This window comes from Phytohabitans flavus (assembly GCF_011764545.1).
Lineage (GTDB): Bacteria > Actinomycetota > Actinomycetes > Mycobacteriales > Micromonosporaceae > Phytohabitans > Phytohabitans flavus.
In genome coordinates, this window is the sequence record NZ_AP022870.1 from 4,741,954 (window position 1) to 4,754,282 (window position 12,329).

Genomic DNA, 12,329 nt, shown 5'->3' on the forward strand with positions numbered 1-12,329 from the left:
CTCATACCTCCGGCGGGCGGCAGACGATCGCGGCCACCTCGCCGCGGAACTCGAGCGGACCGGCGGCGGCCGGCACGACGAGGGTCCGGCCGCGGGCCACCGGCATGCTCCCGCCGGACCAGCGCAGCTCACCCTCGCCACCGGTGACGACGACGACCGCGAAGCCGGCCTCGGGGAGCGTGACCGCGCCGGTGCACTCGACGAGCCAGGCCCGGAAGTACTCGTCGGCGGCCGGCCCGAAGAGGCTGTGCACGCCGGGCACACCGGGCAGGCTGCGGCGGGCGGGCAGCAGTTCGTCCAGGCGGCCGGCGTACCCGTCCAGGTCGAAACAGGACAGTGCCAGGTCCCAGCCGAGGCCGAGCGTGGCGGCGCCGGCGTCGAGCCCGAAGGCGGTGTGGTCGGCGAGCACCGAGAACGACGTCGGCTCCTGCAACTCGGTGATCATCACACCAGGGCCGATCGCGTGCGGCAGCCCAGCGGGTACGTACAGCACCTGCCCGGGGCGCACGGTCAGCTCGTTCATCGCGGCGAGCATCGCGGTCGTGTCCTGGTCGGCGATCCAGCGCCGCAGGTCCGCGCGGTCGGCACGGTCGCGCAGGCCGAGCCAGACCCGGGCGTCACCTGTCGCGGCGAGCACGATCCAGCCCTCGGTCTTGCCGAAGAGGCTGCCCAGGTGCGCCCGGGCGAAGGCGCGGCTCGGGTGGCAGTGCACCGGCAGCCGCTCGCCCGCGTCCAGGAGCTTGACGAGCAGGCCGCTCTCGCCGCCGTACGCGCCCGCGAGCCGCTCACCCAACCAGCCGACCGGGTCGGCGGCCACAAGCTCGCGCAACGACCCGCGTTCGGTGCGGGAGACGCCGGTGTCGGCCGGGTGGCCGGGCGGGAGGATCGCGGCCGGCAGCGCGGTCAGCGATCCCACCCAGTCCTCGGGGCCGGTAGTGCCCGCGGTGCCCCGGAAGGCGTCGATCCCCGCGCCGCCGGCGTAGTACACCGGTACGCGGTTGTCGCCGAGCACGAGCGGGGCGGTCACGGCGCCTCCTTCTCCGGGGCAGCGAAGTCGATCGGGTACAGCGGCCGGGGCGCGTGCTGGAAGTCCAGGTAGTCCAGGCGCGGGGTGCTCGCGCCGGGCAGGTCGAGCAGGATCGCCTCGGCGTACCCGCCGCCGTAACCGGCGCGGTAGAGCGTGGCGGAGCGGACGAGTACGGCGTCCGCCTCGGCTGGCTCCAGGCCGGCGTGCCGGTATCCGGCGGGGTCGAACGTCGGCGCGGGCCGCTCGGTGACCAGCACGATCAGCCCGGTACCGGTGTCCACAGTGGCCCAACGCCCCATAGAGACCTGCTGACCGGTCATCGCCTCGCCCGCGAGGGTCACGGGGTCCGTGCCGAGACGCGTCACCGTGCCGCTGATCCGGACCGGTGCCGACCAGCGCGGGTCGAGCGTGGCGCCGACCGTCGTGTCCACACTGGACCCCGCGCCAGCGATGTGGCAGGCGGCGACGGCCGGGGCGTCCACCAGGGTCGCGTACGAGCGCAGCTCCCCGGGACGGTCCAGCAGCGCGGCGACGACGGTGGCGCTGTCGGCGGCGGCGCCGGCGGTGGGCGAGTCGGCGGACTGCACGAGCAGTACCGGTCCCCGGCCGGTGCGCGGCCGGACGGCTGCCACCGCGTCGCGTACCGGCACGGGGTGCACGGCGAACTCGCCGCGCCGGGCCCAGGCGGCGTCGGCGACGGCCTTCGCGGTTGCCCGGGCCGCGGCCTCGTCCCCGGCGTGCGTGACGGTCACGCCGAACCCGAGCTCGGGCACGTCCAGCCACGGCTGTACCGGAAACAGCGAAACGTCGAGGATCGGCCCGCCGGTCGCCTCGTCGGCGAGCCGGCGCAGCAAGGCCATCGGCGGGTCGGCGACGGCCTGGGACTCGGCCGGCACCAGCATCGGCCGCTTCTCCAGTACCGTGCCGGGCCGCAGCCCGTCCCGCAGCATGCGCAGCGCGATCGCGGCCGCGCGCCGGCCGGTGTCGCCCTGGTCGACGTGCGGGTACGTGCGGAACCCCACGAGCGCGTCGACCTGGGCGACGAGGCGCGCGGTGACGTTGGCGTGCAGGTCGTGCGTGACGACGAGCGGCGTGCCGGGCGGCAGGACAGCGCGGGCCGCCTCGACCAGGGCGGCGTCCGCGGCCGGCTCACCGTCGGCGACGAGGGCGCCGTGCAGGCACAGCACGAGGGCGTCGACCGGCCCGGCGGCGACAAGACCGTCGAAGAGCAGACCGCGCAGGTACGTGAACGCGTACTCGTCGAGCACGCCGCCGGACATCGCCCATGCGCGCACGACCGGCACGGGTTCGGCACCCGCCTCGGCGGCACTGGCCAGCGCTCCGGCGATCTCGGTGTTGGTACCGGCGGACCGCTCGGCGGCCTCGTCGCCGACCCAGAGCCCCTGCGCGGTGAAGTCGTCCAGTGTGGACGGCTGCGGGGCGAACGTGTTGGTCTCCTGGATGATGCTGGCGACCGCGATCCGTTCGGTCATCAGTTCATCACCCACCCGCCGTCGACGACCAGCAGCTGGCCGGTGACGAACGAGGAGTCCGGGCCGAGCAGGAAGCTCGTGACCGCGGCCACGTCGTCCGGCTCGCCGCGGCGGCGCAGCGACTGGACCGCGGCCATCGTCGCGGCCAGCTCGTCCGGGTCGCCGTACACCTGCTCGTCCGGGGTACGGATGGCGCCCGGCGCGATCGCGTTGACCCGTACGCCGTCCGGCCCGACCTCGCGCGCGAGCGCCCGGGTGAACCCGATCAGCGCGGCCTTGGAGGTGACGTAGTGCAGGTTGCCGGTACGGCCGAGCAGCGGCGAGACCGAGGACATCACCACGACCGCGCCGTGCCCGCTGGCGGCCAGGTCCGGGTACGCCGCCTGGACGCACAGGAAGCTGCCGGTGACGTTGACCGCGAGGACCCGCTGCCAGTCGGCGGCGGTGAGCGCGTGCCAGGGCCGCTGCGCGGCGACCGAGGTGGCAGCGTTGCAGACAAGGGCGGTGACCGGGCCGAGGCGCTCGCGTACCGCCTCGATCATCGCCGTGACCTGGTCCGGGTCGGTGACGTCGGCTTCCGCCGCCGCGGCCTGTCCCCCGGCCGCGGTGATCTCGTCGACGAGGGTCGCGGCCGCGGCGCGTTCGCCGGGTAGGTGGTTGACCGCGACCGCCGCGCCGTCGGCGGCGAGCCGGGCGGCGATGTGCCGGCCGATGCCGCCCGTGGCACCGGTGACCAGCGCGACCCGGCCGGTCAGGTGCGGAGTGGGCATCAGAACCTCGGAAACTTCGCGCGGAAGCCGGTCTGTGCCGCGTCGGCGAACTCGCTGCCCTCGCCGACCTTCGCGTGGTGCGCGGCGTAGAAGCGCAGCTTGTCCTGGTCGATCTCGACGCCGAGGCCGGGCCCGCTGGGTACGTCCAGGCGGCCGTCGCGGAACGCGAACGGCGTGGTGATGATGTCGTCGGCCTGCTCGGGCAGGTGCGAGTCGACGCTGTGGCTGACCATCGTCTCGGCGGCGGCCAGGTGCAGCACGGCGGCGGTGGAGATGCCGAGCTCGCGGTCGCTGTGCAGGCTGAGGCCGAGGTTGAAGGTCTCGCAGATCTTGGCGAGCTGGAGCACGGCGCTGGGGCCGCCCCAGAAGTGGACGTCGCCGAGGATCACGTCGACCGCCCGCTGCCGTACCGCGAGCGGGATCTGCTCGAACGCGACGCAGCACATGTTCGTGGCCAGCGGTACCGGCGTGCGTTCGCGGACCAGCGACATGCCCTCGATACCCCAGGTCGGGTCCTCGCAGAACTCCAGGCCGTAGTCGTTGACCGCATTGAGCACCCGAATGCTCGTCTCCACCGACCACACCGCGTTGGGGTCGATCCGCATGTACCGCAGCCGGTCCCCAAGCCGCTCGCGCATCAGCCGGACCGAGGCGATTTCCTGCTCCGGCGGCAGTACCCCGTTCTTGAACTTGATGTCCCGGAAGCCGTGTGTCTCGAACAGCTCCTCGGCGTGGTCCGCGGCGTCCTCCGGGCTGTCGCCGCGCCCGATCTCGGTCATCGACTCGTACCGGTAGAACACGTATGCGGCGAACTCCACCCGCTCGGTGCCGATGCCTCCCCACAGGTCGCCGCAGCGCTTGCCGAGGGCTTTGCCGACAAGGTCCCAGCAGGCCATCTCGACCGCCGCGCCGGCCAGCTTGGCGGCGCCCACGAGGGCGAGCTGCTCACTGGTCATCCGGAACACGCCGAACCGCCGGGCGAGCCGGCCGACCTCCATCGGGTCCAGCCCGACGTAGAGGTCGCGGTGCAGGCGCAGCGCCTGTACCACCTCGTCGCCGCCGCGGGTCTCCCCGACGCCGACCAGCCCCTCGTCGGTGATCAGCTCCACGATCGTGCGGGTGGTGGAGACCTCCACCCCGAACGACCAGCGCAGCGGGCGCCGAAGCGGGACGGTGACGGCCGTGGCCCGGATGTCGACGATCTTCACGGTCACTTCCTCTCGGCGAGCACGGCGCGCACCGCGGCGAGCGTCTCGTCCACGTGCTCGTCGTCGTGTGCGGTGGAGACGAACCAGGTGCCGCGGGGCAGGACCCGTACGCCGTGCTCCAGCAGGCGGGCGGCGAAGCGGGCGTACCCGGCCCGGTCGGCGACCAGCGCCTCCCGGTAGTCGCGGGGCTGGCCGGTGTCGAACCGGACCTGGAACACCGCCGGGAAGCCGACGATCTGCGCGTCCACGCCGGCGTCGGCGAACTCCTTGCGCAGCCCCTCCATCAGCCGGGTACCGGTGACGGCGATCCGCCGGTGCGGCTCACCGCCGGCGATCTCGGTGAGGGTGGCCAGGGTGGCGGCCATGGCGACGGACTGCGTGTTGTACGTGCCGCCGTGCAGCACCTTGCCCACCAGGGCGCTCATCGGCTCGCGGCGGCCGACCAGGGCGGCGACCGGGAACCCGTTGGCCAGCGCCTTGCCGAGGATGGTGAGGTCGGGCGTGACCCCGTACAGCTGCTGGGCGCCGCCGGGCGCGACCCGGAACCCGGTGATCACCTCATCGAAGACGAGCAGCGTACCGGTGGCGTCGCAGGCCGCGCGGACCGCTTCGAGGTACCCCGGCCGGGGCAGGATGCCGGCGTTGTTGAACATCACCGGCTCCATGATCACCGCGGCGACGTCGTTCGCCGCGAGGCGCTCGGCCAGCGGCTCCGGGGTGTTCCAGGGCAGCACCACCACGCCGTCCGTCGGCTGCTGCCCAGCCGACCCGGGTACCGGTACCGGCGCCTCGGCCGGCCCCGCGTCACCCAGATCGGGCGCCACGCTCCAGAGGACGTTGTCGAACCAGCCGTGGTAGTGCCCCTCGAACTTGACCACAGTGGACCGACCGGTGACCGCTCGGGCGACCCGCAGTGCGGCCTGTACCGCCTCGCTGCCGGAGACGGCGAAGCGGACCAGCTCGGCCGAGGGCACGAGGTCGGCCAGGATCTGGGCCGCCGCGTACTCAAGCTCGGTCTGGCCGGCGACGAGGATGCTCCGGTCGAGCTGGGCGCGAGCCGCTTCGACCACCGGCGCCGGGCGGTGGCCGAGCAGCATCGGCCCCATGCCGAGGAAGTAGTCGATGAGGCGGTTGCCGTCCAGATCGGTCAGGATCGGCCCGTCCGCGGCCGTGAAGACCAGCGGGTGCGGGGCGATCCCCTGCCGGAAGGCGCTGTTCACACCGCCGGCGACCAGCGCGGAGGCTTCCTCGATCCGTTGTCGTGACGCGTCGAACTGCATTGCTGCTCCTTGCGGCGGTGGGGGCACCGGAGGGGACGAGGTCGGGGCGGCGGGGGTTAGGTCACCAGACCGTCCATCCGCCATCGACCACGAGGCTGTGCCCCGTGACGAACGAGGACGCCGGCGCGGCCAGGAACAGCACCGCCGAGCGCAGCTCCCGGTCGGTGCCCAGCCGGCGCATTGGCGTGCCCTGCTCCAGCGCGGCGATCACCTCCGGGCGCAGCGCGTCGTCGTTGGCGGGGCTGGGGAACATGCCCGGGCAGAGCGCGTTGACGGTGACGCCGGACGCCCCGACCTGGGCGGCCAGAAACCGGGTCAGGCCGATCACCGCGTGCTTGCTGGCGAAGTAGGAGGCGATATCCAGGTCGAGGCCGGGATAGCGGGAGGCGTCGCCGCCGACGAGGCCGTACACGGACGCGACGTTGATGACCCGGCCCCAGCCCCGCTCGATCATGCCGGGGACGAACCGCTGGAAGAGCCAGAACGGCGACTCCACGTTCAGCGTCATGATCCAGCGCCAGTCCTCGGAGCGGGCCTGCGGCCACGGCGCCCGGTGGGCCAGGCCGGCGTTGTTGACCAGCACGTCGATCTCGCCCGCGGCGGCGACGAGCGCGTCCACGTCGGCCGGCTCGGTCACGTCCGCCCGGACCGGGATCACGGTGCCGCGGTCGGCGAGCTCTTCGGCGGTACGCGCCAGCGGCTCCTCCCGCCGCCCGCAGATGACCACGGTGGCTCCGGCGTCCACGAACGCCTCAGTCATCTGCCGGCCCAGGCCGTCTCCCCCGCCGGTGACGAGCACCCGGCGTCCCGTGAGGTCGGGGTCGTCAAGGGGCATGTCAGTGTCCCTTCAGGACGGTGCTCTCGGCCGGGTCGAGCGCGGGTTCGTCCACCGCTTCCAAGCCCGCCATCAGGTGCAGCAGCCGTGTGTGGGTGACCCGCTCGATCGCGTCGTCGTACACGACCTGGCCCAGCCGCAGCACCACGACCCGGTCGGCGACCGCGAAGACCGTACGGATGTCGTGGCTGATCAGGATCACGCCCGCGCCGTTGTCCGCGGCCTGCCGGGCGATGCGCAGTACGTTGCGGGTCTGGGTGACGCCGAGCGCGGCGGTCGGCTCGTCCAGGATGACCAGCTTGACGCCGTCCTTCATGGCACGGGCGATCGCCACCGACTGGCGCTGGCCGCCGGAGAGCCGGCCGACCGAGCGGTTCATGTCGGTCAGCGTGATGCCGAGCGAGGCGAGCCGCTCGCGGGTGCGGGTCACCGCGGCGCCGTCGTCCCGGACCGGGATCAGCCCGAACATCCGGCGGCGCGGCTCGTCGCCGAGGATCAGGTTGTGCGCCACCCCGAGGTTGGGGCAGACGGCGAGGTCCTGGTGCACGGTCTCGATGCCGGCCCGGCGGGCGTCGATCGGGCCGCCGAAACCCACCTGTTTGCCGTCCAGCTCGATCCGGCCGGCGTCCGGGCGGTACACCCCGGAGATCAGCTTGATCAGCGTGGACTTGCCGGCGCCGTTGTCACCGACGAGGCAGACGACCTCGCCCGCGCGGACCGAGAACGTGCCGTCCCGCAACGCGAAGACCGAACCGAACCGGCGGGCCAGGCCGTCTACCCGCAGCACCACCGGGCCGGGCTGGCGCGAGGTGTCCCGGTCCAGGCCGTACTCGTCGGCCGCCGAGACGCCCAGGCCCGGTGGTGCCCCCGGGGTCGGATCTGGTTCGCCTTGCTCGGCCGGTGCCTCCCGGCGTACCGAGCGGGCCCGCCGGTGCTCGGCGATCTGGTCGGCGCCGAGGGCGAGCAGCAGCACCAGGCCCTTGCTGATCTGCTGCCACCAGTCCTCGAGGCCGGCGAAGATGAGCCCGGAGCTGAGTACGCCGATCGTGGCCACCCCGACGAAGACGCCGGCGGGGTGGCCGCTGCCGCCGGCGAACCCGACGCCGCCGAGGATCACGGCGGTGAGGACGTCGAGCTCGAACGACGTACCGATCTGCGGCGTGCCGCTGCCTAGCCGGGCCGTGGTGAGCACCGCCACCACGCCCATCAGCAAGCCGTTGAGCACGTACAGGCGCACGATGGCCCAGTCGACGTTGACGCCGGTCAGCCGGGCCGCCTGCGCGTTGCCGCCGATCGCGAAGAGGCGCAGCCCGCCCGCGGTGCGCAGCAGCCAGAACCCGCCGGCGACGAAGAGCACGCCGGCGATGATCACCGGCAGCGGTACCTCGTTGATCCGCGCCCGGCCGAGGAAGATGAACGCGTCGGAGAAGCCGAACACCGACCGGCCGTCGCTGACCAGGTACGCCAGTCCTTTGAAGACCGCCATCGTGCCCAGCGTCACGATGAGCGGCGAGATCTTCATGAACTTGACCAGGATGCCGTTGGTCAGGCCGAGGACCAGGCCGGCGACGAGCCCGGCCAGGACCGCGACGACGACGTTTCCCGAGTCCTTGGCGAACTGCGCGGTGATGACGGAGATGAGCGCGTACTGGCCTCCGATGGACAGGTCGACGTTGCCGGAGACCAGCAGGAACATCGCGCCGATCGCGGCGATCGCGATCGCGGAGACGTTCATCAGGATCGTCAGTCCATTGGAGACGGTGAAGAAGTTGTCGAACGAGATTCCGAAGTAGGCGACCAGGACGACGCACAGCAGCGCCAGGCCGGTGCGCCGGCTGGGTTCTCCGGGTACCAGGTATCGGCGGTTGGCCGCCACGGATGCGATCGACAACTCGACCCCCTCGCCCGACGTCAGGCGGCGTAGTTGATGAACTGCTCGCGATCCTGGTAGCGGATCGAACCGAGCATGGTGAAGTACTCAGCGGAGTTCTTCCAGGTCTCCGTGACGGCCTTCATGTCGGCCTGGTACTTGTCGATCGTGGCCGCCGAGTTCAGCTCGATCGCGTTGAACTGCATGACCTGCGGGATCGGCTTGCCCTCCAGCCAGTCGGCGGCGAACTGGCCCCACGCGTACCCCATGAGCGGGTAGGCGAAGGCGAAGCTCGCCTTGTAGGCGCCGCCCTTGCGGATCTCGGCGAGCGCCTGCTCGTCGCCGTCGATGCCGGACAGGTACATCTCCGGCCGCGCCTTGCCCGCCGCCTGGAGCGCGGACAGGGCGCCGAGGCAGTACGTGTCGCCGCCGACGATCACGTTCACGTCCGGGTTCGCCTGCATGATTGTGTTCATCGCCTTGAACCCGCCGTCCTGCGTGATGGCGGGCGGCTGGATGTCGGACACGATCTTCATGCCCGGTCCGGCCGTCTTCAGGCCGTCGAGGGCGCCCTGGTGGCGAGCCTTGAGGACCTCGATCGTGTCGGTGTTGAAGTAGACGACGTTGGCCTGGCCGCCCAGCTTTTCGGTGATGTACTTCGCGGCGGCCAGCCCCTGGGCGTTGCCCACCTTGTACTGGTCGGCCACCACCTGCGAGGTGCTCGGCGGGGTGACCAGGGAGAGCACCGCCGCGCCGGCCTCGATCGCCCGTTTCATCAGGGGTGCCTGGGCGTTCGCGTCCAGCGGCTGGATGCACAGGGCGGCGATGCCGCGCTGAAGGAACGTCTCGATCTGCTCGACGTTCTTGGCCGAGTCGTCGTTGGCGATGGCGGTCGTGAACTCCAGGCCGCGGGACTTGGCCGCGGACTCGATCGCCGAGGTGATCTGGAGGAAGAACTCCGCGTCCGAGGTGTTCGCCCAGGCGATCCGCTTGGGCAGGTTGGGCTTCTCGCCCGCCGGACCGTTGAAGTCGAACGGTGCCAGTTGCTTCTTCTCGGTGATCCCGTTTCCGATCACCTTCTGGCCGGAGCCGGCGTCAGCGCCGGAGTCCGAACCAGAGCCGTCGTCGACCGAACAGGCCCCCAGCAGCGGCAGGCCGACAAAGGTACCCGCGCCCGCAAGCGCGCCGATTCGCAGAAGGTTACGCCGGTTGAGCTGCCCCCGACCCGCCGTTGTGTCATCAGGCATGTGCGACTCCTCTGTCATCGGGTCCGCATTGCGGACTCCGATTTTGCTATGCGGACACGCTAGGGACCTCGCTTGTGATCTGTCAATCGGTCGCGGCGCCTTGATCGTCCACCGAAATCAAGCTGTGACCAGGACGAATCAGGCGATCATGTGGACACCGAGAGCGCCGCGCCCACCGCCGCCTCCCAGTCGGGGTCGCGCTCCAGCGGGTACAGGGGGCGGGCCGGGACCTGTAGTCGAGCTGGTCCACGGCGGCCGGGCAGTAGCCCGGTGTGCGGGTGTAGATCGCGCGCGCGGCGTACCCGCCGAACGCCGCCTTCCACGCGATCGCCCCTTTCGCGACGATGGCGCGGGCGGACCGAGGGTGTACGTCCACGGCGGTCAGGTGGTCGTCGTCGAACGGGACCACCCGCCGCTCGGTCAGCACGAGTTCGCCGATCGGGTCCTCGACCACCACGACGCGTCCCATGTCGACCCGCTGCCCGCGCATGTAGGTGCCGCCGCGCAGATAGCTGACCGCGCCGTACCGCCGGACCGGTCCGGCCGCCGGGTACGGCGGTCCCATCCGCGGATCGCTGTGCCCGCCCACCGGTACCGCCAGCCGCGCGCCGTCCACGTCGTACGCCCTCTCGACCGCGGCCGGATCCCAGATCACCGCGACGCTGCCGGTGGCGCGGGCGCGGGCCAGGGCGTGCAGCAGCGCGGTGCCGTCGCCCGGCGAACCTCCACCCACGTTGTCCGCCACGTCCACGAGCACCACCGGGTACGGCGCCATGGTCGCGGCGGCCGCCGCCTGATCCGGACCGACCAGCGGCGCCGCGAAGTCCTCCCGCCGCGCCCAGACAAGGCTCGCCAGCTCCCGCGCCCGGTCCGCGGCCCGGGACCGCGCCGCCAGGTAGACGGCGAAGCCGAGCCGGTCGGTCTCCGCGTACGCGAAGCCGGGCAGTGCGCTGGCGGCCCAGACGTCCGGCTCGGCGCGGAGCGCGTCGGCGGCGGCCAGCAGCTGCCGCATCGGCGCCACGGCGTCCTCCTGCGCGTGCGGCACCGTCAGCAGCGGCAGCTTGACCAGGTGCCGGTCCGGGCGGGTGTCCGAGCGGGCCATCCGGACCACGAGCTCCAGCGCCTCGGCGCCGCGCTCGGCCATGTCCACGTGCGGATAGCTGCGGTACCCGCACAGGACGTCGGCCGAGCGCGCCAGGTCCAGGCTGACGTTCGCGTGGTAGTCGAGGGCGACCCCGATCGGCAGGTCACCGAGCACCGCGCGCAGCGCCGCCACGATCTCCGCCTCCGGGTCCGGGTGCCCGTCGACCACCATCGCGCCATGCAGGGAGAGCACCAGACCGTCCAGAGTGGACGCCGCCCGAGCGCGCTCGACGAGGCCGCGCAGCATCCGCTCGAACGCGTCCCGGTCCACCGTCCCGGCCGGCAGGGCGGCGCCGAACAGCAGCCCGACCGGCTCGACCCGGTGCTCGCGGGCGGCCGCGATGGCCCCGCCCAGCTCGGTACCGGTACCGGCCAGCGCGGCCACCAACTCCGGGCCCTCGAAGAGCTGGTACCGGCGGAAGTCGTCGAGTGTGGTGGGGCGGGGCGCGAACGTGTTCGTCTCCTGCCAAATCCCCCGAGCCCGATTCTCATGATCGTCACCGATTTCCTCTGGCTCTAGATCGTGTACGCTACCCGAAATCTAGTTCCGCGAAGCGGACTAGACAATGATCTCCGCAGGAGGCGGGATGGCTGGCCGGGAGATGTCCGCGATGCGTACAATCAGTCCCCATTGCGGAACAGGCGGCACTACCGGATCTGGAACGGAGCTCGGCGACCGTGACCAACGAACGGCGCTCCGACGGGGTCAACGTCCTCGTCAAGGCACTGGACATCCTCGACCGGATGGCGACCGACGCGCCCTGCACCGTCGCGCATCTGTGTCAGCACACCGGCGTGACCAAACCCGCGGCGTACCGGATCCTCAAGACGCTGGACCAGCGCGGATACGTCGTGCGCGACGAGGTGCGCCGGGAGTACTCGCTCGGCCCCGCACTCTACGGCCTGAGCCGCGCCGCGCGGAACTCCACCGACCTGGTGCGGCTCATCCGCCCGGCCATGCAGGCGCTGCACGAGGAGTTCGGCGAGACGGTCAACCTCGGCGTGGTCAGCCACGGCCAGGTGCTCTACCTCGACGCGATCGAGAGCGCACAGCGACTGCGTACGACCGTCCAGATCGCCCTGCGCGACAACATCCACACCACCGCGCTCGGCAAGTCGATCCTCGCCGCGCTGCCCGAGCGGGAGGTGCGCGAGCAGCTTGTCGAGGCGGACTGGTCGCCCGTCACGCCGAACACTCTCGGCTCGGCCGAGGAGCTGCTGGCCGACCTGCCCCGGTTCCGGGCGCAGGGCTACGCCGTGGACGACGAGGAGAACGAGCTGGGCTCCCGGTGCGTGGCCGCGTCCATCTTGGACAGTGCCGGCCGGCCGGTCGCGGCGATCAGTGTCTCCGCACCAACGTCACGGATGACCGACGAGACGCTCGTCGCGATCGGCGAGCGCCTGGTGGAGACCTGCAAGCAGTTGGGCAACGTACTGACCTGACCGGGCGGGCCGC

The 12,329-nt window shown here is 72.0% G+C and carries 10 protein-coding genes; 1 reads left to right on the forward strand and 9 read right to left on the reverse strand.

Annotation, left to right across the window (positions count from 1 at the left end; genetic code table 11):
• Position 1: 1 nt before the first annotated feature.
• The 9 genes from Pflav_RS20680 to Pflav_RS20720 form a co-directional block, all read right to left on the reverse strand.
• On the reverse strand, positions 2-1,027 hold the full coding sequence (locus Pflav_RS20680; protein ID WP_173037614.1) for a class I mannose-6-phosphate isomerase: 1,026 nt from the start codon (positions 1,025-1,027) through the stop codon (positions 2-4).
• On the reverse strand, positions 1,024-2,520 hold the full coding sequence (locus tag Pflav_RS20685) for a M81 family metallopeptidase (RefSeq protein WP_173037615.1): 1,497 nt from the start codon (positions 2,518-2,520) through the stop codon (positions 1,024-1,026). Before Pflav_RS20685 ends, Pflav_RS20680 begins: the two co-directional genes overlap by 4 nt.
• A complete protein-coding gene (locus Pflav_RS20690) occupies positions 2,520-3,290 on the reverse strand; it encodes an SDR family NAD(P)-dependent oxidoreductase (RefSeq protein ID WP_173037616.1) in 771 nt (256 codons plus the stop codon). Before Pflav_RS20690 ends, Pflav_RS20685 begins: the two co-directional genes overlap by 1 nt.
• Positions 3,290-4,498, reverse strand: a complete 1,209-nt coding sequence (locus Pflav_RS20695) for an enolase C-terminal domain-like protein (protein WP_173037617.1) — start codon at positions 4,496-4,498, stop codon at positions 3,290-3,292. Before Pflav_RS20695 ends, Pflav_RS20690 begins: the two co-directional genes overlap by 1 nt.
• Positions 4,499-4,500: 2 nt before the next feature.
• Positions 4,501-5,778: an aspartate aminotransferase family protein gene (locus tag Pflav_RS20700; RefSeq protein ID WP_173037618.1), complete on the reverse strand. Its 1,278-nt coding sequence runs from the start codon at positions 5,776-5,778 to the stop codon at positions 4,501-4,503.
• A 61-nt stretch (positions 5,779-5,839) separates the two neighbouring features.
• Positions 5,840-6,613, reverse strand: a complete 774-nt coding sequence (locus Pflav_RS20705) for an SDR family NAD(P)-dependent oxidoreductase (protein ID WP_173037619.1) — start codon at positions 6,611-6,613, stop codon at positions 5,840-5,842.
• Position 6,614: 1 nt separating this feature from the next.
• Complete coding sequence (locus Pflav_RS20710; RefSeq protein ID WP_173037620.1) at positions 6,615-8,504, reverse strand: ABC transporter permease subunit; 1,890 nt, start codon at positions 8,502-8,504, stop codon at positions 6,615-6,617.
• 20 nt (positions 8,505-8,524) lie between these two features.
• Positions 8,525-9,730 carry a sugar ABC transporter substrate-binding protein gene (locus Pflav_RS20715; protein WP_173037621.1) on the reverse strand — a complete coding sequence of 402 codons (1,206 nt, stop codon included), beginning with the start codon at positions 9,728-9,730 and terminating at the stop codon, positions 8,525-8,527.
• A gap of 82 nt (positions 9,731-9,812) precedes the next feature.
• Positions 9,813-11,414, reverse strand: coding sequence for a M81 family metallopeptidase (locus tag Pflav_RS20720; protein ID WP_332107879.1), 1,602 nt, complete (start codon positions 11,412-11,414; stop codon positions 9,813-9,815).
• A gap of 137 nt (positions 11,415-11,551) precedes the next feature.
• Between Pflav_RS20720 and Pflav_RS20725 the strand changes: the two genes are divergently transcribed.
• Entirely contained in the window at positions 11,552-12,316 is a 765-nt protein-coding gene (locus Pflav_RS20725; RefSeq protein WP_173037623.1) for an IclR family transcriptional regulator, read from the forward strand.
• Positions 12,317-12,329: the final 13 nt, after the last annotated feature.

What these genes read in the sequence shown, in the direction of transcription:
- Pflav_RS20685 (WP_173037615.1), bottom strand. Translation starts at nt 2,520, where the DNA reads ATGACCGAACGGATCGCGGTCGCCAGCATCATCCAGGAGACCAACACG.
- Pflav_RS20690 (WP_173037616.1), bottom strand. Translation starts at nt 3,290, where the DNA reads ATGCCCACTCCGCACCTGACCGGCCGGGTCGCGCTGGTCACCGGTGCC.
- Pflav_RS20700 (WP_173037618.1), bottom strand. Translation starts at nt 5,778, where the DNA reads ATGCAGTTCGACGCGTCACGACAACGGATCGAGGAAGCCTCCGCGCTG.
- Pflav_RS20705 (WP_173037619.1), bottom strand. Translation starts at nt 6,613, where the DNA reads ATGCCCCTTGACGACCCCGACCTCACGGGACGCCGGGTGCTCGTCACC.
- Pflav_RS20715 (WP_173037621.1), bottom strand. Translation starts at nt 9,730, where the DNA reads ATGCCTGATGACACAACGGCGGGTCGGGGGCAGCTCAACCGGCGTAAC.